Origin of the sequence: Microbacterium phoenicis, assembly GCF_047302325.1 — a bacterium.
Classification (GTDB): domain Bacteria; phylum Actinomycetota; class Actinomycetes; order Actinomycetales; family Microbacteriaceae; genus Microbacterium.
Genome location: NZ_CP154849.1, coordinates 1047064 through 1072372, shown reverse-complemented (window position 1 = coordinate 1072372; position 25309 = coordinate 1047064). Strand labels below are relative to the sequence as shown.

The 25309-nt window shown below is 70.7% G+C and carries 23 protein-coding genes and 1 tRNA gene; 10 read left to right on the top strand and 14 right to left on the bottom strand.

Annotated features, from left to right (window positions below; genetic code table 11):
- Window positions 1–10: 10 nt before the first annotated feature.
- Window positions 11–1159 carry a dimethylsulfone monooxygenase SfnG gene (gene sfnG, locus ABCU91_RS05230; RefSeq protein WP_406922634.1) on the bottom strand — a complete coding sequence of 383 codons (1149 nt, stop codon included), beginning with the start codon at window positions 1157–1159 and terminating at the stop codon, window positions 11–13.
- Window positions 1160–1393: 234 nt separating this feature from the next.
- Here sfnG and ABCU91_RS05225 point away from each other — a divergent pair, with 234 nt between their 5' ends.
- Entirely contained in the window at window positions 1394–2650 is a 1257-nt protein-coding gene (locus tag ABCU91_RS05225; protein WP_413355055.1) for an acyl-CoA dehydrogenase family protein, read from the top strand.
- A gap of 161 nt (window positions 2651–2811) precedes the next feature.
- On the opposite strand, the gene ABCU91_RS05220 is transcribed toward ABCU91_RS05225, so the two are convergent.
- Window positions 2812–4563 carry an acid phosphatase gene (locus ABCU91_RS05220; protein ID WP_413355054.1) on the bottom strand — a complete coding sequence of 584 codons (1752 nt, stop codon included), beginning with the start codon at window positions 4561–4563 and terminating at the stop codon, window positions 2812–2814.
- Window positions 4564–4738: 175 nt separating this feature from the next.
- On the opposite strand from ABCU91_RS05220, the gene ABCU91_RS05215 reads away from it, so the two are divergent.
- Window positions 4739–5167, top strand: a complete 429-nt coding sequence (locus ABCU91_RS05215; RefSeq protein ID WP_091359351.1) for a MarR family winged helix-turn-helix transcriptional regulator — start codon at window positions 4739–4741, stop codon at window positions 5165–5167.
- Between the two features lie 70 nt (window positions 5168–5237).
- Here ABCU91_RS05215 and ABCU91_RS05210 read toward each other — a convergent pair whose 3' ends face one another.
- Window positions 5238–5687, bottom strand: coding sequence for an Hsp20/alpha crystallin family protein (locus ABCU91_RS05210; protein ID WP_413355053.1), 450 nt, complete (start codon window positions 5685–5687; stop codon window positions 5238–5240).
- Between the two features lie 139 nt (window positions 5688–5826).
- On the opposite strand from ABCU91_RS05210, the gene ABCU91_RS05205 reads away from it, so the two are divergent.
- Window positions 5827–7878, top strand: a complete 2052-nt coding sequence (locus ABCU91_RS05205) for a prolyl oligopeptidase family serine peptidase (RefSeq protein WP_413355052.1) — start codon at window positions 5827–5829, stop codon at window positions 7876–7878.
- Between the two features lie 45 nt (window positions 7879–7923).
- Window positions 7924–9354, top strand: a complete 1431-nt coding sequence (locus ABCU91_RS05200; RefSeq protein WP_413355051.1) for a hypothetical protein — start codon at window positions 7924–7926, stop codon at window positions 9352–9354.
- 12 nt (window positions 9355–9366) lie between these two features.
- Here ABCU91_RS05200 and ABCU91_RS05195 read toward each other — a convergent pair whose 3' ends face one another.
- Together ABCU91_RS05195 and ABCU91_RS05190 are read right to left on the bottom strand one after the other, a co-directional pair.
- On the bottom strand, window positions 9367–9789 hold the full coding sequence (locus ABCU91_RS05195) for an organic hydroperoxide resistance protein (protein WP_413355050.1): 423 nt from the start codon (window positions 9787–9789) through the stop codon (window positions 9367–9369).
- 13 nt (window positions 9790–9802) lie between these two features.
- The gene (locus ABCU91_RS05190; protein ID WP_413355379.1) at window positions 9803–10225 is read right to left on the bottom strand and encodes a MarR family winged helix-turn-helix transcriptional regulator; all 423 of its coding nucleotides are present in this window, start codon (window positions 10223–10225) and stop codon (window positions 9803–9805) included.
- Window positions 10226–10319: 94 nt separating this feature from the next.
- On the opposite strand from ABCU91_RS05190, the gene ABCU91_RS05185 reads away from it, so the two are divergent.
- Both ABCU91_RS05185 and ABCU91_RS05180 read left to right on the top strand, forming a co-directional pair.
- Window positions 10320–10970 carry a DUF6584 family protein gene (locus ABCU91_RS05185; protein WP_413355049.1) on the top strand — a complete coding sequence of 217 codons (651 nt, stop codon included), beginning with the start codon at window positions 10320–10322 and terminating at the stop codon, window positions 10968–10970.
- The gene (locus ABCU91_RS05180; RefSeq protein WP_413355048.1) at window positions 10971–11624 is read left to right on the top strand and encodes a ThuA domain-containing protein; all 654 of its coding nucleotides are present in this window, start codon (window positions 10971–10973) and stop codon (window positions 11622–11624) included.
- Window positions 11625–12263: 639 nt separating this feature from the next.
- Here the strand turns inward: ABCU91_RS05180 and ABCU91_RS05175 are convergent.
- The 6 genes from ABCU91_RS05175 to ABCU91_RS05150 all read right to left on the bottom strand — a co-directional run bounded on the left by ABCU91_RS05175 (window position 12264) and on the right by ABCU91_RS05150 (window position 17333).
- Window positions 12264–12686 carry a hypothetical protein gene (locus ABCU91_RS05175; protein WP_413355047.1) on the bottom strand — a complete coding sequence of 141 codons (423 nt, stop codon included), beginning with the start codon at window positions 12684–12686 and terminating at the stop codon, window positions 12264–12266.
- Window positions 12687–13012: 326 nt separating this feature from the next.
- Window positions 13013–13085, bottom strand: a tRNA-Arg gene (locus ABCU91_RS05170).
- A gap of 64 nt (window positions 13086–13149) precedes the next feature.
- A complete protein-coding gene (locus tag ABCU91_RS05165) occupies window positions 13150–13794 on the bottom strand; it encodes an asparagine synthase (protein ID WP_413355046.1) in 645 nt (214 codons plus the stop codon).
- 50 nt (window positions 13795–13844) lie between these two features.
- Complete coding sequence (locus ABCU91_RS05160) at window positions 13845–15320, bottom strand: serine hydrolase domain-containing protein (RefSeq protein WP_413355045.1); 1476 nt, start codon at window positions 15318–15320, stop codon at window positions 13845–13847.
- Between the two features lie 25 nt (window positions 15321–15345).
- Window positions 15346–16302: an aldose 1-epimerase family protein gene (locus ABCU91_RS05155; protein ID WP_413355044.1), complete on the bottom strand. Its 957-nt coding sequence runs from the start codon at window positions 16300–16302 to the stop codon at window positions 15346–15348.
- Window positions 16299–17333: a zinc-binding dehydrogenase gene (locus tag ABCU91_RS05150; RefSeq protein ID WP_413355043.1), complete on the bottom strand. Its 1035-nt coding sequence runs from the start codon at window positions 17331–17333 to the stop codon at window positions 16299–16301. The genes ABCU91_RS05155 and ABCU91_RS05150 overlap by 4 nt, the downstream gene beginning before the upstream one ends.
- Before the next feature lie 52 nt (window positions 17334–17385).
- On the opposite strand from ABCU91_RS05150, the gene ABCU91_RS05145 reads away from it, so the two are divergent.
- The gene (locus tag ABCU91_RS05145) at window positions 17386–18624 is read left to right on the top strand and encodes an NAD(P)/FAD-dependent oxidoreductase (protein ID WP_413355042.1); all 1239 of its coding nucleotides are present in this window, start codon (window positions 17386–17388) and stop codon (window positions 18622–18624) included.
- Here ABCU91_RS05145 and ABCU91_RS05140 read toward each other — a convergent pair.
- The 3 genes from ABCU91_RS05140 to ABCU91_RS05130 form a co-directional block, all read right to left on the bottom strand.
- The gene (locus ABCU91_RS05140; RefSeq protein ID WP_413355041.1) at window positions 18615–19457 is read right to left on the bottom strand and encodes a sulfurtransferase; all 843 of its coding nucleotides are present in this window, start codon (window positions 19455–19457) and stop codon (window positions 18615–18617) included. The two genes, ABCU91_RS05145 and ABCU91_RS05140, sit on opposite strands and share 10 nt — an antisense overlap.
- A gap of 209 nt (window positions 19458–19666) precedes the next feature.
- Window positions 19667–20212 (bottom strand): hypothetical protein, encoded by a 546-nt coding sequence (locus ABCU91_RS05135; RefSeq protein WP_413355040.1) that lies wholly within the window; start codon window positions 20210–20212, stop codon window positions 19667–19669.
- 295 nt (window positions 20213–20507) lie between these two features.
- A complete protein-coding gene (locus ABCU91_RS05130; RefSeq protein ID WP_413355039.1) occupies window positions 20508–21131 on the bottom strand; it encodes a TetR/AcrR family transcriptional regulator in 624 nt (207 codons plus the stop codon).
- 67 nt (window positions 21132–21198) lie between these two features.
- Between ABCU91_RS05130 and ABCU91_RS05125 the strand changes: the two genes are divergently transcribed.
- Genes ABCU91_RS05125 through ABCU91_RS05115 form a run of 3 tightly spaced genes read left to right on the top strand, consistent with a single transcriptional unit; the run spans window position 21199 to window position 25300 of the window.
- Entirely contained in the window at window positions 21199–22233 is a 1035-nt protein-coding gene (locus ABCU91_RS05125) for an agmatine deiminase family protein (RefSeq protein ID WP_413355038.1), read from the top strand.
- Window positions 22230–23942: an amidase gene (locus tag ABCU91_RS05120; RefSeq protein ID WP_413355037.1), complete on the top strand. Its 1713-nt coding sequence runs from the start codon at window positions 22230–22232 to the stop codon at window positions 23940–23942. The genes ABCU91_RS05125 and ABCU91_RS05120 overlap by 4 nt, the downstream gene beginning before the upstream one ends.
- Window positions 23939–25300: a pyridoxal phosphate-dependent decarboxylase family protein gene (locus ABCU91_RS05115; protein ID WP_413355036.1), complete on the top strand. Its 1362-nt coding sequence runs from the start codon at window positions 23939–23941 to the stop codon at window positions 25298–25300. The genes ABCU91_RS05120 and ABCU91_RS05115 overlap by 4 nt, the downstream gene beginning before the upstream one ends.
- The last annotated feature ends 9 nt before the right edge of the window (window positions 25301–25309 follow it).

The following is a 25309-nucleotide window of genomic DNA, read 5'->3' as shown; positions in this document are numbered from 1 at the left end:
CCCTCCTCGGTCAGCGGGCGACGCCGATCGGATCGCCCGTGCGGGCGAGGTCGGCTTCGAGCTCGCGGACGATCGGGATGACCTTCTCGCCGAACGCCTCGAGCTCCTCCTGGAAGTGCAGGAACCCGAGCAGGAAGAGATCCACGCCGCGCTTCTTGTAGGCGATGATGCGCTCGGCGACCTGCTCGGGAGGGCCGAACAGCTGCGTGCGGAACCCGTCGTTGTACTGCACGAGGTCCTCGAACGTGGAGTCGGCCCACATGCCCTTGCGGTCCGCGGTGGATGCCCCGGCCTGCTGCACGGACCTGCGGAAGCCCTCGACCGAGGCCGGATCGGCCTGAGCGATGATCTCGCGCAGCTGCTCGCGGGCCTCGGCCTCGGTGTCGCGGACGATCGCGAACCCGTTGAGTCCGAACCGCACCGTCCGGCCATGCTCGGCGGCGACGCGCGTGACGTCGTCGTACTGCTCGGTGAAGCCGTCGAAGTCTTTGCCGTTGGAGAAGTACCAGTCGGCGTGCGCACCGCCGTTGAACCGCGCGGCCGTCGAGTTGCCGCCCTGGAAGATGTCCGGATGCGGCCTGCCGGGCACCGGGTACGGCCCGGGGCGCAGCGTGAAGTCGTTCACGCGGTAGAAGTCGCCGTGGAACTGCACGTTCTCCTCGGTCCAGAGCTTCCGCAGCACCTCGATGAACTCCGCGGAGCGACGGTAGCGCTCGTCGTGCTCGAGCCAGGGCAGGCCGAGCTTCGTGTATTCGTCCTTGAACCAGCCCGAGACGACGTTGACGGCCGCGCGGCCCTTCGAGAACTGGTCGGCGGTGAGAATGAACTTCGCGAGCACCGCCGGCTCCCAGAGCCCCGGGTGGACAGCCGCGATGACCTTCAGCTTCTCGGTCGCGAGCAGCAGGGCGAGGCTGATCGAGGTCGACTCGTGCTGCTGCGCGGCACCGTAGCTCGACAGGTAGCGCACCTGGCTGAGGGCGTACTCGAACCCGACGCGCTCCGCGGTCTGAGCGAGCTTCACGTTGTAGTCGTAGTCCCAGGATGTGCGCTGCTCGATGTTCGAGACCACGAGTCCACCGCTCACGTTGGGCACCCAGTAGGCGAACTTCAGCGGCTCGTGCGTCGAGGCCGGGTCGAACGGGGACGTCTGCTCGGTCATGGATTCTCCGGTGGGTGGCGACGCGGCGAGCGCCGGAATCGGATGGGTTCCCGGGAACCTTCCGCCCGTACCCGGCGCGGTGTCAATCGATGTGACCGCGTGTGTCCCGCCGTGACGCCAAGTGTCCATGCATGACGGGTGACGCGCTCAGTTCGCGTCATAAACACCGCTCGCGCGGAGCGAGCGACTACCAAAGGGGGCAACCCGCACGATCCACCGACGAGAGGCGACGACATGACGCGGCACCCGGACCCCGCACTGCAGGACGAGCTTTCGCTCGGCACGGACTACGACGCACTCGCGGAGCGGTTCCGACCGCTGTTCGCCCAGATCGCGACGACGGCGGTGGAGCGCGAGAACGAGCGTCGCCTGCCGCGCGAGGAGATCCGGCTGCTCACCGACGCCGGTTTCGGCGCCGTGCGGGTACCGCGCAAATACGGCGGAGCCGGGGCATCCCTCCCTCAGCTGATCGAACTGCTCACCGAACTCGCGGCCGCCGACTCCAACATCCCGCAGGCCCTGCGCGGCCACTTCGCGTACGTCGAGGACCGCCTCAACCAGCACGCCGTCGCGGACCAGTCGGTCTGGTTCACGAGATTCGTCTCGGGCGAGATCGCCGGGAACGCGTGGACTGAGATCGGCGAGGTCGCGGTGGGCGAGGTGAACACGAAGGTCACGCGCAGAGGCGACGACCTCGTCGTCAACGGCACGAAGTTCTACAGCACCGGCAGCATCTTCGCCGATTGGCTCGACGTGTACGCCGAGTACGAGGGCGTCCCCGTGATCGCGATCGTGCGCGCCGATCAACCCGGCGTGATCGTGCACGACGACTGGGACGGCTTCGGGCAGCGCACGACCGGCAGCGGCACGACGATCATCGACGACGCTCGTGTCGAGCCCGAGGACATCACGGTCTTCTCCGAACGCTTCCGCTACCAGACGGCCTTCTACCAGCTCGTCCATCTCGCCACGCAGGCGGGCATCGTCGAGGCCGCCGCCCGAGAGGTCGCGGCGCACGCGCGCAGCCGCACCCGCGTCTTCAGCCACGGCTCCGCCGGCACCTGGGCTCAGGATCCGCTCGTGCAGCAGACCGTCGGGGTCGCAACCGCTCAGGGGTTCGCGGCGCGGGCCGTCGCCGTGCGGACCGCGGAATCCGCCCAGGCCGCCTACCTCGCACGCTTCGCGGGCGACGCCGACGCCGAGGAACGGGCGAATCAGCGCGCCGAGCTCGAGTCGGCCGAGGGGCAGATCGTCCTCACGCCCCTTTCCCTCGAGGCGACGAGCACGGTCCTCAATGCGCTGAGCGCGTCCGCCGTCTCCGAGACGAAGCGCCTCGATCGGTTCTGGCGAAACGCTCGCGCCGTGTCATCCCACAACCCGGTCATCTTCAAACAGCGCATCGTCGGCGACTGGGCGATCAACGGAACCCCGGTGCCGTACGTGTGGGCCATCGGGCAACAGCGCACACCGAGCTCGCTCATCACAGATTGATAACAGGAATCCCTTGCCACCGTTATCTCGTCGTTATACAGTCATTGCCAGGTAGTTGTTTTGCTGTGGCAGCTACCGACATGTGATTGCAGGACACTCTTGGTGCAAAGGGACAAGGGCCGGCTGGATGCCTCTCCAGCCGGCCCTTACTGCGTGACAAGTCAGACGATGCCGCTCCGGCGACGTCGCATCGTCAGGACGACGCCGAGGGCGAGCAGAGCCGTTCCGACGCTTCCCGCGATCCACAACGGAGCACTCTGACCGCCGGCCGCGGCCAACTCCTCATCGCCGATCGCGGCGGGCCCGCCGCGATCGATCGTGACCGCAGCCCAGCCGACGAGGTCTCCGGCTGCATCGACCACGGCGACGCGATGCGTCCCCGCCTCGAGGCCGCTCGGCAGGGCGAAGGTCGCGGAACCCGCGGCATCCGCCGTCGCCTGTCCGAGGGCTGTCGGAGTCGAGTAGATGAAGCCGTAGTACGTCTGCTCCGCCGTGAGTCCGGAGACGACGATCCGATTACCGCGGACGGATGCCTCGATCTCCCCCTCCGCCGCGGCGGGCAGGTCGTCACCGTTCGCGGCGGGCGCGCTCGGTGCGCCGCCGGTTGCGGGCGGAGTGGGCTCCGGAGCAGGGGTCGGCTGCGGAGCCGGCGTGGGCTCGGGGTCCGGCGTCGGCTCGGGGTCCGGGGTCGGCTCGGGGTCGGGCGTCGGCTCAGGATCCGGAGTGGGCTCGCTGCCACCCTTGCCGATCACGACGGAACCGTCGGCGCGCACGGTCACCTCGGCCGCCATCGCGGCGGCGAGGTTCATCCGCTGCCAGCTCTCCTGCTCACCGACGTCGAGCGGGTTGCCCGAGTCGATCGCGGTCAGCGCGAGCACCTGACGGCGCTGTTCCGGCGTCAACTCCGGGTGAGCCGAGACGAGCAGCTCCTCCGCACCATCGGGCACCACGACGGGAACCCCCTTCGGACCGGTGGCCGGGAATCCGTAGCCCAGGTGCTCCTGGTAGTAGGCGAGCGCCTTGTCGGTCGACAGGTACGGGACGTCCTTCTCGATGCAGTTCGCGAGGGTGTCACCGCAGCCGCGCTCGAGGACGCCGCGCAGCTCGTCGGCGGCTTCGCCCACCAACGACCGCATCGCGGGGTCGGCGAGACGGAGCGCGATGATCTTCTGGCCCATCATCCGGCCGCTGATGACGTCGAGCGGGTAGTGCGCCCCCATCACGATGCGGTTGTTTCCGGCCTCGGCCGTGCGGGCCAGGATCTGCGGCGCGAGCTCGGGCAGCATCTCGGCGAGCGCCGTGCCCTGCCAGTACGCCTGCGATGTGTGACCCGACGGGAACGAGCCGCTCGTGGAACCCCACGCGTCGCCGCCCTCCTTGTCTCGATAGACGAGGTCCTTCGTCTTGTCGAGGCGGAGGTAGGGCCGGTCGTAGTCGAAGAAGTTCTTCGGCGGATTGCTCGATGACGTCGAGCCGAGCTTGCCGCCTGCCTTGCTGAGCAACCATGTGAGCTTGGGAAGCTCGCCGGCTGCCACCGCGTCGGCGTAGATCGCGCCGAGGTTCTCACCGAAGGCGTCGCCCATGCTGACGGACATGTCGTCGTACTGGTCGACGATGGCCCGCTGCACCTGGGCATCGGATGCGGTCCGGTTGATCTCGCTCGTCAGCGCGTCGTTGTAGTCCATGACGGCCGTGTTGCCGCCCGGGCCGCGGTCGGTGCGGAGGCCGTCGAAGACATCCATCATGCGGACCGACCAGTTGTCGGCGCTGGGCGCCTTCGCGTCACCGGTCGACGCGGCGGCGTCCGACGCGTAGGTCGCCGTCTTCTGTTGCTCGGTGAAGCCGGCGGCCGCGAACGCGGGTCCGGCGGTCAGGGTGCAGGCGACGAGGACGCCGAGTCCACCCATCGCCATCCCGGCACGAGTGCCTCGTCGTCTTGTCTGTCTCATCACGCTCACGGGCGCGCCTCGCTTCCATCGGGTGAGCCAGAATGCTTTCCTGCACACGGGAACGGCGCGTGACGTCCGGGTGACCACGAAGCGACGAACCGCGCTCGTCGTGCGGGCACGCGACGATACAGTGGACGCCATGACCGATCGACGCCTCGCCATCGCGGCATGGGAGAGCCTCTTCCGCGCGCAGCACGAGGTTTTGGCCGAGATCTCCCAGGACTTCGATGACGACGACCTCTCCAGCGCGGAGTACGACGTCCTCCTCACCGTGACCCGATGCGACGAGCACACGGCGCGACTTCGCGACGTCACCGCGAACATGCTGATCAGCCAGCCCAGCGTGTCCCGCCTCGTGGATCGGATGGTCGCTCGGGGTCTCGTCGCCAAATGCCCGGACCCTCAAGACGGTCGCGGCGCGATCCTCCGCGCCACGGAGAAGGGCGCGGCGACGTTCCGCCGCATGGCCACTGCTCACGGCCGCACGATCGCCGAGCGGATGTCGGTGCTCACCGACGACGAACTCGCCCAGCTCGAGAAGCTGACGGCGCGTCTGCGCGGAGTGTGACCGTAGACGAATCGCCCCGCATCCGACACGGGATGCGGGGCGATTCGTCAGAGCGGGAGCGCTCCGCCGATCACTGGTCGATCGGCTGCGGCTCGCTCTCGTGGGCCGCGATGGTCGGGGCCGACCCTTCGGCGACGACCTCGACCTTGCGCGGCTTGGCCTTCTCGCTCACCGGGATGGTGACCGTCAGGACGCCGTTGTTGTAGGTCGCGGTGATGGCGTCGGTGTCGATGCCCTGGCCGAGGTTCAACTGGCGCAGGAAGCTCGCGGTCTCGCGCTCGCGCGTGATCCACTTCACCCCGTCGGCAGCGCCCACCGTGCGCTCGGCGCGGATGGTGAGCAGCTGGCCGTCGACGTCGATGTCGACCGAGCCCGGGTCGATGCCCGGCAGGTCGGCATTCAGGACGTAGTGGTCGCCGTCGCGGTACAGGTCCATCGGCATCCGTCGCGGGCCGCGGCGCGTGTCGAAGAGGGTCGACGCGATGCGGTCGAGGTCACGGAACGGGTCGTAGGTTGCCATGATTCTCTCCTTCGATGTTGTTGTCTCAAAGTTGAGCCATAGCGGCTCAAGTAGGTTCAGATTAGCACTCTGCCCCACCGAGTGCCAACGGTTCTCGGACGGCGAACGCCCCCGGCGGCGACGGCCGTAGGCTGGCGACATGAGCGCCTCCGAGACCGCCCCCGAGCCCGCCGACCCGTTCCTCTGGCTGGAGGAGATCGACGGGCCCGAGGCCCGCGCTTGGGCAGCCGAACGGACCGCCGAGACCGAGGCGGCCTTTTCGAGCGACACCCGCAACGAGCTCGAGCGCCGCCTGACCGGCATCCTGCAGGACCCCGATCGACTCGTCGTCCCGAGCCGCCACGGCGATCTCATGTACGACCTGTGGCGGGATGCCGCGAACCCTCGCGGTCTGTGGCGACGGACATCTCGCACGGCCTTCGCGGCGGGTGAGCCGACGTGGGAGGTGCTGCTCGACGTCGATGCGCTCGGCCGGGAGGAGGGTGTCGCCTGGGCGTTCGCCGGGGCGGTTCACGGTCCCGCCGGCACCGGACGTGCGCTCGTGCGGCTGAGCCCGGACGGCGGCGACGCCACCGTCGTGCGCGAGTTCGACCTCGACGCGGGTCGCTTCGTCGACGACACCCCGTTCACCCTGGACGCCGAGAAGACGATGATCGCGTGGGTCGATCGCGACACCCTGCTCGTCGCCACCGCCCTGCACGGAGGCGGCGTAACCGACTCCGGGTATCCGATCAGCGCGCGCGCCTGGCGACGGGGTGAGTCCCTCGCAGACGCGCCGCCCATCGTGACGGGGGTCGCCTCGGACGTCGGCGTGTTCGCGCACGTCGATAGCACGGGCGGCACGGCGACGCCGATCGTGGTCATCGCGCACGACTTCTTCCACTCCGAAGCGTGGGTGTGGGACGGCGGCGAGCCGAGGCTCATCGCCGTGCCGCAGGATGCGAACGTGGATGTGCACGGCGACCTCGTCACTGTCCGGACCACGACCCCGTGGCGCATCGGCGACACGACGCATCCGTCGGGCACCCTCCTCATCGGACCGCTGGAGACCGTCACGGAAGGCGACGGGTCGGACCTGCGCGTCGCCTTCGCCCCGAACGACACGGCGGTGCTCGAGTCCTGGACCTGGACCCGCACGCGCCTCGTCCTGACGATCCTCGATCGCGTGCAGAGCCGGCTCGTGTCACTCGACCCTGAGACGCTCGTCGGTGTCGACCTCGACCTGGGCCTCGGCGACGCCGACCTCTTCAGCGCGAACATCGCCACCGCCGACGACGACGAGGACGACGAGCTGTGGGTGGTCGCTCGCGGCTTCCTCACTCCCCCGACGCTCCTCGTTCTCGAGCCGGGTGCGGAGCCGCGCGTCGTCGATCGCAGCCGCGCCACTTTCGATGCCTCCGGACTCGTCGCCGAGCAGCACTGGGCGACGTCGGCCGATGGTACGCGTGTGCCGTACTTCGAGGTCGGTCCCCGCGAGCGCTCCGGCGCCCTCCCCGTCCTCATGAACGGCTACGGCGGATTCGAGCACGCCCTGACCCCCGAGTACCCGACGATCGTCGGCCCCGCCTGGCTCGAGGCGGGACGCGTCTACGTCGTCGCGAACATCCGCGGCGGCGGCGAGTTCGGACCGGAGTGGCACCTCGCCGCCCTGCGCGAGAACCGCCACCGCGCCTATGAGGACTTCGCCGCTGTCGCCCGCGACCTCGTCGCGCGCGGCGTCTCGACGCCCGACCGCATCGCCTGCCACGGCCGCAGCAACGGCGGCCTGCTCGTCGGCAACATGCTGACGCAGTACCCCGATGACTTCGGCGCGATCGTCTGCGGCGTGCCTCTTCTCGACATGCGGCGGTACACACGGCTGTCGGCGGGTGCCAGTTGGATCGCGGAGTACGGCGACCCCGATGATCCCGCCGACTGGGAGTTCGTGAAGACGTTCTCGCCGTATCACCTCATCGAGCCCGGGCGGCGGTATCCGGCATCCCTCATCTACGCGGCCGCGAGCGACGACCGGGTCGGTCCCGTGCAGGCGCGCAAGATGGCGGCGCGGTTGGCGGACGAGACGGATGCCGAGGTGCACTACCTCGAGCCCATCGAGGGCGGACACTCCGGGGCCATCGACGCGGCGTCGACCGCCGCACTGCACGCGACGATCCACGCATTCCTCGACCGCACGGTGGCGCGCGCCGACTGAGGCCCGCACGCCCGCCCTCTACGCTGGGGGCGGGAGGTCCACCGCATGAGTACCATCGGGGCCGTCGAGGATGACCTCGCGGCGACGCTGTCGACCGTCGCCGAGCGCACGCGGGTCGACGATGCCGCGGCCGAGCGGATCCGTCAGCACCTCCCCGCGCTGCGGGCAGCGCTGTCCCGACGCGGGTCGACCGCGGACCTCGTCGACCTCGTGACGGCGGCGGTCGTCGCGGCGAACGGGCGCTCGCTCGACCTCAAGGTGCACGGCGAGCAGCGCGCCGCGAATGCCGTGCGCACCAGCTCGCGGTTCGCCTTCGGCGCGGCCTGCTATGCCGACCGGTACGCCGGGAACCTGGCCGGGCTCGGCGACGAGATCCCCGCGCTCCGCGAGCTCGGCGTGAGCGTTCTGCACGTGCAGTCGCCGTTCGCCCGCCGCGAGGACGGCACGATCGACCTCCGTCGCTGCGACCCCGGTCTCGGATCGATCGATCGCCTCTCCGACCTGGCGGGCCGGCTTCGGCTTTCAGGGATCTCGCTCGCGGTCGACGTCCCCGCGCGCGACGATCTCGCAAGCCTGGTCGACGATCTCCTCTTCCTCGCCGGGCGCGGTGTCGAGGTCTTCCTCCTCCCGCATCGCGACGCGGTGGACGTCGTCGCCGCCGTGCTGGCGATCGGTGCGCCGGGGGTCGATGTGCTCCCGGCATCCCCCGGTTCCGCTCCGCTCTGGCAGGCGCTCGCCACGGGCGACGCCGCGCCCCTGCAACGCGCGCTCGAGGCACGCGACGGCAGTCTCGACGTCGCCGCGGTGCGGGATGCGGACGCGGTGGTGTGGCGGACGGATGCCGCCGAGCTCACCGCGCGCTACACGGACGGCTCCTCGTTCGGCCGCGGCCTGCCGACGGCGGACGGAGTGGCAGGGACGACCGCGTCGCTCGCCGGGGTCGAGGCCGGCGACCCGCTCGGCGAAGCCCGCGTGATCCTCGCGCACGCGCTCGCATTGAGCGTGCCGGGTCTTCCCGTGCTGTGGCTTGGCGATGAGGTCGGGCAGCTGAACGACCCGACGTTCCGCGACGATCCGGAGCGTCGCGACGACTCGCGGTGGACGCACCGCGGTCAGAAGCCGCGTGATCGCTACGCGCAGCGGACGGATGCCGCCACCTCGGCCGGCCGCATCCACCGCGACCTCACGAAGCTCATCGCCGTCCGGCACACGACGCCCGAGTTCGACGGAACGCATCTGATCGGCTTCGGCGTACCCTCGGCATCCGTCATCGGGTATCAGCGTCCCGGGGACGGGTCGGTCGTGCTGGTGCTCGCGAACGTCGCCGCAGAGCCCGCGCACGTCCCCGCGGTGACGCTGTCGGGTTTCGCGCCCGCGGCGCTCGACCTGGTCGAGGGTGTCGAGATCGGAATCGACGAAGGGCTCACGCTGCCCGCTTGCGGATTCCGCTGGCTGCGCGTGAGCCCTGTCGCCTGAGTCCGGCGGAGGTCAGTCCTCGACGACCGTGACGGTGACCTCGATGTTGCCGCGCGTGGCGTTCGAGTAGGGGCACACCTGGTGTGCGGCGTCGGCGAGTGCCTGCGCCTGGTCGTGCGGGAGGTTCGGGATGACGACCTCGAGCTGCACGGCGAGGCCGAAGCCGCCCTCGCCGTTCGAGCCGATGCTGACGCGCGAGCCGACGCTGGTGTCCTCGAGGGCCACCTTCTGGGCGCGGGCGACGGACTGCAGGGCGCTGTGGAAGCAGGCGGCGTAGCCGGCGGCGAAGAACACCTCGGGGTTCGGGGCACCACCGGCGCCGCCCATCTCCTTGGGAACGCGGACGTCGGTGTCGACGAGACCGTCGACGGTGCGGACGTGTCCGTTGCGGCCGCCTCCGGTTGCGAGTGCTTCTGCGGTGTAGAGAGCTTCCATGATGTCCTTCGGGTCAGGAGGCGATTGCCTCGTCGGTGGTACGCATGACGCGGTTCAGGTCGTGGACCACGTCGAGCAGCATCCGCGCTTTCTCCTCGTCGAGTCCGGTGCAGCGCGCGATCTCCGCGCCGACAACGGACAGCTCCGAGCGGAGCGCACGGCCATCGTCCGTCAGCGAGACCTCCACGACACGGTCGTCGTGAGGGCTGCGCGAACGGGAGACGATGCCGCGCGCCTCGAGGCGCCGGATGAGCGGTGACAGGGTGCCCGAGTCGAGGAGAAGCTCTGCGCCCAGTTCCTTGACCGACCGGGGCTCCTTGTCGCCGAGAGCGACGATGACGAGGTACTGCGGATACGTCAGCTTCCACGGCGCGAGCACGCGCCGATACGCCTGCCCGAAGGCGTGGCTGGCCGAGTACACCCCGAAGCACACCATCTGGTCGATCGCTCGCATACCAATATGGTTGCACGCAATTGAGTTGTGCACAACTTAACCGAAGGTGAACGAACGCCATCGCCATACTGAGGACATGGGGACGACAGATGCCGCAATGGCCGACGCACACGAGCAGGCGGCGACCGTCGGCATCCGCCGTGCAGCTCGGCCGCTGCGATCCGCCCTTGAGCGCGACCCTCACGACGCGGACCTGAGAACCGCGCTGGTGTCGCTCTACCGCGCCAGCGGAGCGCGCGAGCAAGCCGGCCGATACTCCGTCGCCACGCCCGACGCGGACCCCGACGAGGTGTCCGCCTACCTGCGCTGGGCGATCGCTCAGGGAGCCGACGAGGCGCGCGTCCGGCGCCTCAGCCTCCTCGATGACAGCCAGCCGCTGCCGGACGGCTTCGTCGCGGATCTCGCGGCCGGCAGAGTGCGACGCACGCCCGCCGAAGCGTGGGATGCGCGGGGCGGTACCGCGATGTTCGTTTTCGGAGCGCTGATCGTCATCACGCTGGTTGCGACCTTTGCGGCCGTGATCTTCTGGGCACCGGCCGCGCCGTTCATCGCTCATCTCGGGTCACGCCTGTTCGCGCTGGCGTGGGCCGTCGCCTTCGCCTGCTTCACTGTCGCCGACACCCTCCGACACCTGAGGAAGGATGCCGCGTGGAAGGGCGTCGTGTCCGTGGTGCTGTTCGTCTTCGGCGCGGCGGGCCTGGTGAGCCTGTTCACCGGCGGGATCTGAATGACGCGCGTCGTTGTCTTCTCGGGCGGTGCGGATTACGCCGACCCGTGGCATCCGTTCGCCGAAACGAGTGCGATCGTGGCGGAGGTGCTCCGCGAGGAGGGTGACGTCGCGGTCGTCGACACGCTCGACGACCTCGACGCGCGAATCGACGCTGCGGACCTGCTCGTGATCAACGCCGGCGGCGGCACCGCGCCCCATCCTCTGGACGCGCGCCTCGCCAAAATTGTCGCGGGGTACCGCGGGCCGCTTCTCGTCCTGCACGTCGCGGCGACCCTGCTGCCGGAGTACGCGGCGTGGGAGGCGCGCCTCGGCGGACGCTGGGTGCGCGACGTGACCTTCCACCCCGAGCGCGGACCGCTGCGCGTGCGGCCCGTCTCGGCATCCGTGGCGGATCTCGCCGCCCTCGACACCGTCGACGAGGCGTACACGGCACTGCGGGTCTCCCCCGCGGCCGACGTCCTGCTCGTGCACGACGACGCCGACGGGGTCGCGCACCCGATCGCTTGGACGCACGAGAACGACGGATGCCGCGCCGCCTACAGCGCGCTCGGCCACGACGCCGAGGCTTACGGGTCGCCGCTTGCGCCGGAGGTTATCCGGCGGCTCACCCGCTGGCTGCTCGGCTGGCGGGTGGAGAACGAGAGATCATGAGCGTGAAGCAGGAGGCCGTGTACGACCGAGAGGGGCCACGTGATGTCAACAAATGACCGGCGAGCGCTCACCGCTTTCACCGCTTTGATGGTGTTCACCGTGATCGCGTTGCCCGGTTGCGCCTCTCATCTGCCTGCGCCAGGCGCAGTCCCTTCCCCTCGACACTCGGAGTGCGCGGTCGCCGAGAACCCCAATGGGGAGCCGCCGCCCGAGGGTTGTGTCGTCTACGACCCCGAGCAGAACATGGCCGACAACCAGCGCTGGCGTGATCGCGTCGCGATCTCGACTGACGCCCAAACCGCGGGAGATTCGTACGTCGAATCGGTCACGCGCGGCCTGACTGACCTGCGGAACTCCGGCACAGTCACCGCGGAGTCAGTCCAACAGGTCTTTCTTGACGAAGGGTTCTCCGCCCAATCCATTGCGACTCTCGGAGATTCGGGGAACGTAGGTTTCGGAGTGTCCGTCAGTTCCCCCACGAGCCACGAGTTCACCGCGTGCCTCTTTGGGGCGGTCGGACCGGACGGCGTCAGCGTTGATGTCGGCGGCCCCATCATGGACGGTGGCTGCCTCGAGGGCTTAGGAGGGCACTAGGTCGCTCAGCAGTCTCTCAACGGTCGCGCAGCGGGCTATCTCGGCCTATCCGGTGAGGGTTCCCCAGCGTACGTCGCCGTGAAGGAAGACGACGGTCTGATCGCCGCCATTCCATACATCGATCCATGTCGGCGACCCGTACTTGCCGGTGAATTGCGGCTTGCCGGCGGCAGCAGCCTTCGCGGCATCCGAGCGATCGGGCCACGACGGGGTACAACCGCCTCCTCCTCCGCAGCCGCATCCTTCAAATGCGACGCGGGCACCGAGGAGGACAAGCGAGGTTGCTTTGCTTGGAGTTACTTCGGCTTTCGCTCGCCGCAGGAGCACGCCCTCGGGAGTGAAGAAGTCACCATTGAGGTTGAAGGTGCCGAGCCGAACGGCAGCCCGCCTATCAACGGGGGCAGCGTCGAGCAATTCAGTCACATCGGTCGAATCCCGATTGAGCTTGCGCTTGCGACTCTTGGGCATTGCCCGATTTTTGCACGAAAGCCCTCAACCGGTCGTCATGAGGTCGTTGTGCTGGTCGAAGCCTTCGCAGAGGCCTGATGTTCGTCTCGAGTAGCCCGCCCAGGCGATCGCGCGATTGCGGCACGCCCAACGCGCTCCACCCGGCGTCGGTCCAATGCGCGCACGTTCCGGAGCTCTTATTCGCACTGATCAGTTTTCGGCAGACGAGCGGTTGAGACGAAAGCCGCGCATCTACTACCAAGGCCGACCCAGAACGCCGGAGCAACCCGGAGAACAAGAAAAGCCCCGCCGAAGCGGAGCTTTTCTCAGACTGTCTCAACACAGTGTGCGCCCGAAGGGACTCGAACCCCTAACCTTCTGATCCGTAGTCAGATGCTCTATCCATTGAGCTACGGGCGCATGGCCTGTTTCCGGGCCGAGGAACAGCATACGTCACGTCGGGCCCCAATCCGAAATCGAGCCGCTACTCCAGCTCGCCCGGGTCGATCCCGGCGGGATCGGACTCGAGGATCGGCTCGGGTTCGACGCCGCCGTCGCGGAGCGCCTGCTGCTTCGCCACGCTCCGGCGGTGGGCACGGAGCTTCGGCAGGTCGACGAGGCGCAGGGCCTGCATGCGGGCCACCCGCATCCGGTCGTAGTCGGCGTCGAGGTCGGGGCGCGCCGCCGAGATGCGCAACGAGCGATCGATGTTCTTCGAGACCTCGGCCCAGGCGGCATCACGGGCGTCGGCGATGAGCTTGCGCAGCTCGTCCTCGTCATCCGCACGAGCGCGCAGCTCCTTCGCGACGTGCAGGGACTGCTTGCGCCGGCGCCGCAGGTTGCGGACGTCGCGGCTGCGGTAATCGTGCGTGCCGCTCGAGTCCGAGTAGCGGGTGCGCGCCGCTTTGCGCTCGCGCTCGGTGCGGGCGGCATCCGCTTCGGCCTCTTCGGCGAGCGAGACCAGGATGTCGCGGGCATCACCCAGAAAGCGATCCGAATCGAAGTCGTCGCCCTCGACGAGGATGTCGACCAGGATGCGGTTCTTCAACGCCAAACGTGTCGCCGCGGACGCGATGTAGAGCCCCTCGGCGACGACGTCTCGGGTCTTGACCCGCTCATTGTCCGTCACGCTCACCCCTCGCCTCCCAGTCTACCGAGCAAGGGGTATCCGGATGCCGGTCAGTCCAGCGACCGCAGTGCGTGCCCTGCGGGCCCGTCGCCGCGCAGCGGCGGGAACCGCCAGGCGAGCGATGCCATGCCCGTCGGGGCGATGTCGACGTGCAGCGTGTGCGGCGTCTGGATCATGCGCAGCCGCGCGTGCCACGCGCCGTCGGCGTCCACGCCGGCGACGGAACGGAACGGCACCGCGTCGAGGCCGCCGGCCGGAGCCGGCCACTCCCCCGCGGCCCAGTCGCCGCGGCCGACCGGCAGCTCGACGTCGACTCCGCCACCGACAAAGCGGATGGTCCAGCCGTCACCGGTCTCGACGACCTCGACCCGCTCTGCACCCGGTACGGGGCCGCCGCTCGTGAAGGGTCCGGGCGGGTAGGCGGTCGCATCCACGTCGAAGGTGCCCGCGAACCCGGCACCGCTGTCGTCGGGCACGGGGAGCGCCAGCGACGACAGCCGCTCGGCGAGCGCGGCATCCGCGTCGGTCGTTCCGGGCCCGGCCATCGCGGGGCGCAGGTGCGCGGTGATGAGGCTCAGAAGGGTCTGCATGTCGATCGTCTCGGCCGTCGTGATGATGACGGCATCCTCTTCGGGCCACACGATGATGAACTGCCCGTACGCTCCGTCACCGCGGAACCCGTGCCGATTCATCCAGTACTGAAAGCCGTACCCCTGCTGCCAGTCGATCGGGTCGGGTGCTCCCGGACCGCGATGGGCCGTGTCGTTCTGCATCTGCGTCGAGGTGGCGGTCGCGACCCACTCGGGGCCGAGGATCTGCTCGCCCTGCCAGCGCCCCTTGTCGAGCATGAGCTGACCGGTCTTGGCGAGCGACTCGGTGAAGACGTGGATGCCGCTGAAGCCCATCTCGACCTCGCCCAGCATCATCCACTGCGCCTCATGGATGCCGAGGGGCTCGAGCAGACGCGGGCGCAGGTAGTCGAGGATCGTGCCGCCGGTCGTCTTCGCGACGAGTCGGCCGACGCCGTAGATCGTGGGCTGGTTGTAGGCGAACACGCTCCCCGGTTCACGGTCGGGTGCGACGCGGAAGAAACCGCCCAGCAGGTCGCCGCCCACCTCACGTGAGGCGGCAGCGGCGCGGTCGAGGGCCTCGCCCTCATGGCCGCTCGACATCGAGAGGGCGTGCCGCACGAGGTAGCGGCGGTACCTCTCGTCGAGGTCGTCGGGGACGAGCTCGCGGAAGTGATCGACCATCACGTCGTCGAGCCCGAAACGCCCCTCCGAGATCGCCAGGCCCGCCGCGGCCGAGGTGAACGTCTTCGACAGCGAGTAAACGAGATGCTTCAGGTCGGGCGCGAACGGCGCCCACCACCCCTCGGCGATGACGTGTCCGTGGCGCACGACCATAAGGCTGTGCATCTCGGTGTCGGTCTGCCCGATCGCATCGATCAGGCGGTCGACGCCGGCGGCATCCACCCCCTGCTCTGACGGAGTGGACCGGGGCAGGGAGGAGGACGTCGGCGTCATGCCGCCATCCTAGGGACGACCGCTATCAGAGGGCGGAGATGCGCCAGGATGCCGCGAACGTCGCGCCGGGCGCCAGCACGAGCAGTCCCGCGTCGTAGTCGTAGGCGCTCGCGTTGAACGCGTCGGGCGCGCACGTCATCGGCTCGACGGCGAGGCCCTTCCGGTGGCCCGGATGGGCTGCTCCGGCAGGCTTGTCTGCGGTGTGCACCTGCACCCACGGGCACTCGGGCCCCCAGGTGACCGCGACGCCGACGCCCGACGGGTCGGTGACGCGGACCGTGGCGGTGCCGTCGGCATCCGCCTCGATCCCGGTGAAGGCGTGGTCGAGCTCGACGTCGCCGAGGACGCGCGGCGCACGACGGTCGAAGCGGTCCGGCTCGTAGTCGGTGACCGCGTGCACGGCGACGGGGCTGAGACGGTCGGGTGTCACCTCGAGGACGGATGCCGCGGGCAGCGCGAGCGTCCACTCGTCCAGCGGCGCGGGGCCGGCCACCACGTAGGGGTGCGGGCCGGTGCCGAAGGGCGCGGGCTTCGTGCCGAGGTTGCGCGCCCGGACGGTCTGGGTGAGGCCGTCGGCGGCGAGCGCGAACGTCGTTTCGACGCGCACCCGCCACGGGTAGCCGGCCTGGGGCTCGATGACCGCGGCGAGCGTCACGCTGTCATCGGAGCGCTCGACCTCGGCGAACTCGAGCCAGGCGACGAGCCCGTGGAGGGCGTGCGAGCGGTTCGGCTCGGTCAGGGCGGTGACGAACTCCTCGCCGCCGAACGTGTAGGTGCCGTCGACGATGCGGTTCGGCCAGGGCGCGAGGGTCGCACCTCGGAAGTCGGGCCGCACCTGGTCGGCCTCGAACGGGACCACGAGATCGCGGCCGTCGTGGCGCAGCTCGCGGAGCGTCGCCCCGACCGAGGCGACGACGGCGTCGTAGGCGCCGGAGCGCAGCGAGAACTGGACGCCCGAGAGCGGGGCGGGGGCTGAGGTCACGGGCGGAGCATCACTTTCAGGGCGGCGCGGTCATCCATCAGGCGGTAGCCGTCGGCGGCCTCGCCGAGGCCCAGCTCGCGATCGAAGACGGCCCCGGGGTCGACTGTACCGTCGAGCACGCCCGGCAGGAGACGGTCGATGTACGCGCGCACCGGAGCCACGCCGCCGGTGACGGTGACGTTCTTCTCGAACTGCTTCCGCTGGAGCGGAGCGTCGGTGTACTGCGGAGCGCCGACGCGCGACATCGTGCCGCCCGGGCGGACCGCACCGAGGGCCTGCTCGTAGGCCGGGAGGTGGCCGACGGCGTCGATGACGACGTGCGCGCCGAACCCGCCGGTGAGGTCGCGGACGGCGGCGATGCCCTCCTCGCCCCGCTCCGCGACGACGTCCGTCGCGCCGTAGCGGCGGCCGAGGTCAGTGCGCGCCTCGTGGCGCCCCATGAGGATGATGCGCTCAGCGCCGAGCTGTCGCGCCGACAGGACGGCGAGCAGGCCCACCGCGCCGTCACCGATGACCACCACGTCCTTGCCCGGTGCGGCGCCGCCGGTCACCGCGGCGTGCCAGCCGGTGCCGTACACGTCGCTCAGGGTGAGGAGCCCCGGCATCCGCTCATCGTCCTCGGCGACATCCACGCGGTACAGCGTGCCGTCGGCGAAGGGGGCGCGGCGCCGTTCGGCCTGCGCGCCGCCAGCGCCCGTGGGCTTCGTGGTCCCCGCCTTCACGCACGACGTCTGCAGACCCGCTCGGCAGAACTCGCACTCCCCGCACGAGAAGACGAACGGCACGATGACGACATCGCCCGGCGTCACGGTGCGGACGTCCGCGCCGACCTCTTCGACGACGCCGATCATCTCGTGCCCCATCGACCGGCCCGCGTCGCTCGGCTGCATGGAGTGGTACGGATGCAGGTCGCTGCCGCACACGCACGCCACGACGGTGCGGAGCACGGCGTCGGTGGGCTGTTCGATCCGGGGTTCGGGGGCGTCGACCACGCGAACGTCGCCGGGGCCGTACATGTAAGCAGCTCGCATCCTCCGATTCAACTACGGATGCCGCGCCGGCGGGCTGTGCGAGTCTGTCGCCATGACCGCTGTCCACGATGTCGCGATCGTCGGTGCGGGGCTCGCCGGGCTTCGCGCCGCGACCCTGCTCACCCGTGCCGGACGCGACGTCGTCGTGCTCGAGGCGCAGGACGACGTCGGGGGCCGGCAGCGCACCGATCTGGTCGACGGGTTCCTGCTCGACCGCGGGTTCCAGGTGATCAACCCCGGGTACGACGCGCTCGCCCGCGCGGTCGATCCCGCGGATCTCGATCTGCGTTCGTTCCCGGTCGGGGTGCGCGTCGTGCGCGGCGCCCGGTCGGACGTCCTCGCCCACCCCCTGCGGCACCCCGGGATGCTGCCCGCCACGATCGCGGGCGCCCTGTCGGGTCTCGTGGCGCCGGCGGACGTCGCAGGCGCGGTGCGGTGGCTGCTGCCCGCGCTCGTGCGACCGGCATCCGTCTCCGACGGACCCGATGCAACCCTTCACGAGGCGTGGGACCGCGCCGGGCTGAACGGTCCCCTGCGACAGTCGGTCCTCGCGCCGTTCCTGACCGGAGTGCTCGCCGACGACGGCGCCGCGACCTCGGCGGCCTATGCAACCCTGATCGCGCGATTGTTCGCACTCGGGCGGCCGGGCGTTCCGGCGGCCGGCGTCGCCGTGCTGCCGCGACGGCTCGCCGAGCTCGCCCGCGCGGCCGGGGCGGAGATCCGGCTGTCGCATCCGGTCGACGGAGTGACGGTGCGTGGCGACCGGGTCGAGCTCGACGGCGTCGTATCGGCGCGCGAGGTGATCGTCGCGGTGGGCGGCGAGCACCTGTCGCGGCTGACGGGCGAACCGGCACCGCCGATGCGCGGGCTGCAGACGTGGTGGTTCGGAACGGGGGCGGAGGCACCGGCATCCGCTCTGCTCACGGTCGACGGCGAGCGCTCCGGGCCGATTGTGAACAGCGTCGTGATGTCGCGCACCGCTCCGGGCTACGCGCCCGCGGGGCGGCACCTCGTGGCGGCGAGCTGCCTGCTGCGGGATGCCGCCGACGAGGCGGCCGTGCGCCGGCAGCTCGCGCGGATGTGGGGCGGCGAGGCCGCGTCGTGGGAGCTGCTTCGACGCGACGATATCCCGCACGCGCTGCCCGCACTCGCGCCGCCGATGCGGCGCGAGTCCCCGGTGAGACTGTCGGAGCGCGTGATCGTCGCGGGGGATCACCGCGAGACGCCGTCGATCGCGGGCGCGCTCGTGTCAGGCGAGCGGGCGGCTGCGGCAGTGCTCGGTCAGGGCTGATCGCCGGTCGCGACGGGGCGGTCGGGGTGGTTCGACCATTGGCTCCACGAACCGCCGTACAGCGCCGCGTCGATGCCGGCGAGGCTCAGCGCGAACGCCGCCTGCGCGGCCGACACCCCCGAGCCGCAGCTCACGCCGACGGTCGTGTCGCCCGTGACCCCGAGCGCCTCGTACCGCGCACGCAGCTCATCCGGGGAGCGGAACCGTCCGCGGTCGTCGACGTTCCCGCCGGTCGGCGCGTTCACCGCGCCCGGGATGTGACCGGCGCGCGGGTCCATCGGTTCGACGTCGCCCCGGTATCGCTCAGGTGCGCGGACGTCGAACAGGATGCCGGTGGCCGGCAGCTCCGCCGCCTCGTCGATGTCGAGGCGGGTCAGGTGTCCGGGGGTGAGGGCGACGTCGCCGCGGGCGGCGTGCACGGGTCCGGATTCGAGCGGCAGTCCGGCGTCGCGCCAGGCCTGCAGGCCGCCGTCGAGGACGCGGACGTCGGAGACGCCGGCATCCGCCAGCACCCACCAGGCACGGGCGGCACCGAACGTCTGCCAGTCGTCGTAGACGACGACGGTGTCGCCGCGGTCGATTCCCCAGCGGCGTGCCGCGGTCTGCAGGTCGGCGATCTCGGGCAGCGGATGCCTCCCGTCCTCCGGTGCTCCATGGGCGGCCAGTTCGTCGTCGAGGCTCACGTACACCGCCGTTGGGACGTGACCCGCCTCGTAATCGCTGCGGCCATCGGGTCGGTCGAGACGCCACCGGACGTCGAGGACCGTCAGCGGAGCGGCATCCCGGATCAGGTCGTCGAGCTCTGCGGGGGTGATCAGTCGCGCACGCGTCATGCCCCCGACTGTACGACGGACGGGCTGCGGCGGGGGCGCTGCGGCGGGTGCGCGGCCTCCCACCCCCCTCGAGGGGTCGCAGATGGTCGCCCAGCGCCAGGCGGGGTGACCATCCGCGACCTCTCGACGGCGCCGAACACGACGATGCCGGGACCCCGAAGAGGGGCCCCGGCATGTGTCAGGGGTGCGGGATCACCGCATGCGGGCGATCAGTTGCCCAGAACGCCGTCGACGAGGTCGTTCACGCTCGAAGAGACGTCGCCGACCGTGTTGTCGACGTCGCTCGTGATGTCCTTCACGAGGTCACCGGTCTTCGACGAGACGTCGGTCTGGGGCGCGACGTCCGTGTTCGGCGAGACGTTCGTGTCGTTACCCGAGCCGACGTCGTTGCCGTTGCCGACCTCGTTGCCCGAGCCGACGGGGGCGTCGACCGAGGTCTCGTTGCCCGAGCCGATGGGCGCGTCGACGCTGTTGCCCGACCCGATGGGGGCGTCGTTGCCGGAGCCGATGTCGCCGACGGAGAGGTCACCGGTGGAGACGTCGCCCAGCAGCTGGCTGTCGAGGAGCGACGAGACCGACGCCGCGAGGTCGTTGTTGGCGTTGAGGAAGTCAGTGAAGCCCTCCGCCGCCGTGGTGGTCGTGGTGGTGTCCTCGCTCTGCGCGGCGTTCGCCGGAAGGGCGAATCCCGCGGTGAGGGCGACGGCCGCGAGGCCGGTCGAGCCGAGGACGATGGTCCGCTTCAGGTTGGTACGCATGGGGTGTTTTCCTTCCTTCAGTGCGGCTTTCGCACGATGAGTTGTCCGGACACCCCCCGAGATCGGATTGGAACGGATGCCGCCGGAGCCGCCGATCGGAGGGTGATCGGCTCGTGTCTCCCGCGTGTTTCCGGGCGACGAGCGGCATCCTGAACGTTTCTTATGAGGCACCCCGCGGCCCGACGCAAGCGGCATCCATTCCTCACGGATGACCGCCGTTCGCGTCGGCTCGAGGCGTCGCAGATGGTCGCGTCGCGAGAGATGGGGCGACCATCTGCGACGGCTCGGCGTCGGGTCAGGGGCGCAGCGCGTCGGGCGTGACGCCCAGGAGCGCGGCGAGCGCGCGGCGGGTGAGGTCGGTGCGCGACGGATCCGCGCGCCAGCGGACGAGACCTTGCGCACCGAGGCCGTCGATGATCGCGAGCAGGTGCCAGGCGATCGCGTCGGCGTCGACGGCGCCGAACTCGCCGCGCTCGCGACCGCGATCGATCTCGGCGGCGAGCGCGCGCTGCCACGCGTCCATCTCGGCGCGGACCCGCACGGCGAGCTCCTCGTTGCGGGTGCCGAGCGCCCATCCCTGCACCCACACAAGTGTGACCTCGTTCGGCTCGTCACCGAAGACGGTGTCGAGCAGGATGCCGAGGCGCGTCGACGCGGCATCCGTCACCCGCATCGCGGCCCGCACCGCGCGCAGCTCCTCGGCGACGACGGCGCCGAAGGCCTCGGCGACGAGCGCGTCCATGCCGTCGGCGTGGTGCGCGACCAGCCCGGGCGCCACACCGACGCGGGCGGCGACGGCGCGCAGCGTGACGGCGTCGAGACCGTCGGCGAGCGCGATCTCGCGGGCGGCGAGGGCGATCTCCTCGCGCCGCTCGGCGGGGGTCTTCCGCGCCCGGCGGACGGTTGACGTCTCGGTCATCTCCTCGGTAGCCTCCCCCTTGTTGATCAAACGATCAATAAGCTACCCGACACCCGAGGGAGGCACCATGGCCTGGCGGATGCCGAGCGAGACCGCAGCTCACGAGCGCACCTGGATGGCCTTCCCCCGAGAGGGCTTCACCCTCGGCGACACCGCCGCCGCCCGCGACGAGGGCTACGCCACCTGGACGGCCGTCGCCGCCGCGGTGGCGCGGTTCGAGCCGGTGACGATGGTCGTCGACCCGACCGAACTCACCCGCGCGCGGCGCATGCTCCCGGGCGACGTGACCATCGTCGAGGCCCCCGTCGACGAGTTCTGGATGCGGGACCACGGCCCCACCTTCGTCGTCGATGACGAGCGCCCCGGCGTCCTCGGCGCCGTCGACTGGATCTTCAACGGCTGGGGAGCACCCGACTGGGCCGAATGGCAGAAGTCGGCGGCTCACGCACGGCTCATCGCCGGCGAGGTCGGGGCCGAGCTGATCTCGTCCGACATCGTGAACGAGGGCGGCGGCATCCACGTCGACGGCGAGGGCACGGTGCTGCTCACCGAGACCGTGCAGCTCGACCCGCGCCGCAACCCCACCGCCGACCGCGCCCGCATCGAGGCCGAGATGGCCCGCACGATCGGCGCGACGCGCGCCGTGTGGCTCAGCCGCGGCCTCACCCGCGACTACGACGACCTCGGCACCAACGGGCACGTCGATATCGTCGCGACGATCCCCTCGCCCGGCCGCATCCTGCTCCACGACCAGCGCGACGCGTCGCACCCCGACCACGCCGTCACCGCGCAGCTGCGCGCAGAGCTCGAGGATCAGACGGATGCCGCCGGCCGCCGCTTCGAGATCGTCGCCCTCCCGGCCCCCGAGACCCTGACCGACGCCCACGGCCCCGTGGACTGGAGCTACGTCAACCACCTCGTGGTGAACGGCGGCGTCATCGCCTGCGGGTTCGGCGAGGAGCACGCCGATGCGCAGGCGCGGGCGATCCTCGCGGAGGCCTACCCGGGGCGCGAGGTCGTCACGGTCGACGCCCGTCCGCTGTTCGATCGCGGCGGCGGCATCCACTGCATCACGCAGCAGCAGCCGGCGGTGACCCGGTGATCGACGTCGTCGAGGCGACGATCGCCGAGTTGCGGGCGGAGCTGGAGTCGGGCGAGACGACCGCAGTCGACCTCGTCGACGCCTACCTCGCCCGCATCGACGCGTACGACGGGCCCGACACCGGGACCGCGCTGAACGCCGTCGTGGTGCGAAACCCCGACGCGCGCGCCGAGGCCGCGGCATCCGACGGGCGTCGCGCGAGCGGCGAGACCCTCGGGCCGCTCGACGGCATCCCGTACACGGCGAAGGACAGCTACCTCGCGCGGGGGCTGACCGCCGCGGCCGGCTCCCCCGCCTTCGCCGACCTCGTCGCGCAGCGCGACGCGTTCACGATCGAGCGGCTGCGCGCCGGCGGGGCGATCTGCCTCGGGCTCACGAACATGCCGCCGATGGCCAATGGCGGCATGCAGCGCGGCGTCTACGGCCGCGCTGAGAGCCCGTACAACGCGGACTGGCTGACCGCGCCGTTCGCCAGCGGCTCGTCGAACGGCTCGGGCACCGCGACGGCCGCGAGCTTCGCCGCGTTCGGCCTCGGCGAGGAGACCTGGTCGTCGGGACGCGGGCCGGCGTCGAACAACGCGCTCTGCGCCTACACGCCCTCGCGCGGCGTCATCTCGGTGCGCGGCAACTGGCCGCTCGTCCCGACGATGGACGTCGTCGTCCCGCACGCCCGCACGATGGCCGACCTGCTCGAGGTGCTCGACGTCATCGTCGCCGACGACACCGAGACGCGCGGGGACTTCTGGCGCGTGCAGCCGTGGGTCGGACTCCCCGCCGCGTCGACTGTGCGACCCCCGTCGTACCCGGCGCTCGCGAAGGGCGCGACGCTCGCGGGAGTGCGGATCGGCATTCCCCGCATGTACGTGAACGCCGATCCGGATGCCGGCACCGGCACCGGCATCGGGGGCCCGACCGGCGGACGCATCGAGACCCGGGCGTCGGTCCTGGAGCTCTGGCGCGCGGCGCGTGCCGACCTCGAGGCTGCCGGCGCGACCGTCATCGAGGTCGACTTCCCCGTCGTGAGCAACTACGAGGGCGACCGCGCCGGCGCATCGACGATCCGCGATCGCCTGCCCGAGGGGTACCTGCACCGCGAGATCGTCGACCTGTCGGCGTGGGCGTGGGAGGACTTCCTCGACGCGAACGGCGACCCGGCGCTTTCGAGCCTCGCAGGCGTCGACGGCGCGACGATCTTCCCGTCTCCGCCCGGCGCCCTCACCGACCGCTACACCGGGTTCGACGACGACATCGCCGAGTACCCCGACTGGGTGCGCGCCCACCCCGGCGCAACCCTCGCAGACATGCCCGAACTGGCCGACGGCCTCCGCGCCCTCGAAGACGTCCGCCGCTCCGATCTCGAGGAGTGGATGGATGCCGCCTGCCTGGACGCCGTGGTGTTCCCCGCCGTCGCCGACGTGGGCGCCGCCGACATGGACGTGAACCCGGCCTCCGCCGACCTCGGATGGCGCAACGGGGTGTGGATCGCGAACGGCAACCTCGCGATCCGGCACCTCGGCATCCCGACCGTCACCGTCCCGATGGGCACGATGACCGACACCCGGATGCCGGTGGGCCTCACCATCGCCGGGCGCGCCTACGACGATTCCGCCCTGCTGCGCCTCGGCGTAGCCTTCGAACGTCTGGGCACCCGCCGGACCGCACCCCCGCGCACACCCCCGCTCCCCCGCAGCACCTCGGAGAACCGATGACCCAGCCCGCCCGCATGCACGACGTGACCGACGAGACCCGTCAGATCGTCGACCTCGTCCTCGACTACTCCCGCCAGCGACTGCTCACCGACGAAAACCCGCTCGACAAGCCGCTGCCCCCGGCTGAGCTCGCTCGCCTTGCCGGGGTGACGATCAGCGAGCAGGGCATCGGTGCGCGCAAGGCCCTCGGGGTCTTCGAGCACGTGCTCGCCCCGGCCTGCATCACGACCGACGACCCGCGCTACCTGTCGTTCATCCCCAGCGCGCCGTCGAAGGCCGCCGCCGCGTTCGACCTCGTCGTCTCAGCGAGCGCGCTCTACGGCGGATCCTGGCTCGAAGGCGCGGGCGCCGTCCACGCCGAGAACGAGGTGCTCCGCTGGCTGGCGAACGAGTTCGGCCTGCCCGCGACCGCCGGTGGCGTGTTCGTGCAGGGCGGGACGCTCGGCAACCTGTCGGCACTCGTCGCCGCGCGGGAGACCGCCCGGGAGCGCGGCATCCGTCCCGACCGCTGGCGCGTCGTCTGCTCCGCCGAGGCGCACTCCTCGATCGCCTCGGCGGCCCGCGTCATGGACGTCGAGGTCGTCCCGGTCGCGCCGGACGCCGGCGGCGTGCTGCGCGGCGACGCCGTGCGTGCGGCGCTCGAGGAGCACGGCGACAGCGTGTTCGCCGTCGTCGCGACGGCCGGGTCGACGAACTTCGGGATCGTCGACGACATCGCCTCGGTCGCCGGGGCGACCCGGGAGTTCGGCGTGTGGCTGCACGTCGACGGCGCCTACGGGCTCGCGGCCGCCCTCTCTCCCGAGGCGCGGCCCTACTTCGCGGGGCTGGAACACGCGGACTCACTCATCGTCGACCCGCACAAGTGGCTGTTCGCGCCGTTCGACGCGTGCGCACTGCTCTACCGCGATCCGGAGCTCGGCCGCCGCGCGCACACGCAGCACGCCGAGTACCTCGACACCCTCACGGAGACGAGCGACTGGAGCCCGTCGGACTTCGCCGCGCACCTGACGCGCCGAGCCCGTGGTCTGCCGCTGTGGTTCTCGCTCGCGACGTACGGCGCCGAGGTCTACCGCGAGGCGATCACGTCGTCGATCACGCTCGCCGAGCGCATCGCCGCCGAGATCGAGTCGCGCAACGAGTTCGAGCTCGTGCGACGTCCGCAGCTGAGCGTCGTCGTCTTCGAACGGCGCGGCTGGTCGAAGGACGACTACACCGCCTGGTCGAACCGCCTGCTCGACGACCAGCACGCGTTCGTCACGCCGTCGAGCCACGCGGGCCGCACCAACGCCCGCTTCGCGATCCTGAACCCCCGCACGACGTTCGAGGACCTCGTCGGGATTCTCGACACGATGCGCTGAGCGGGTCGC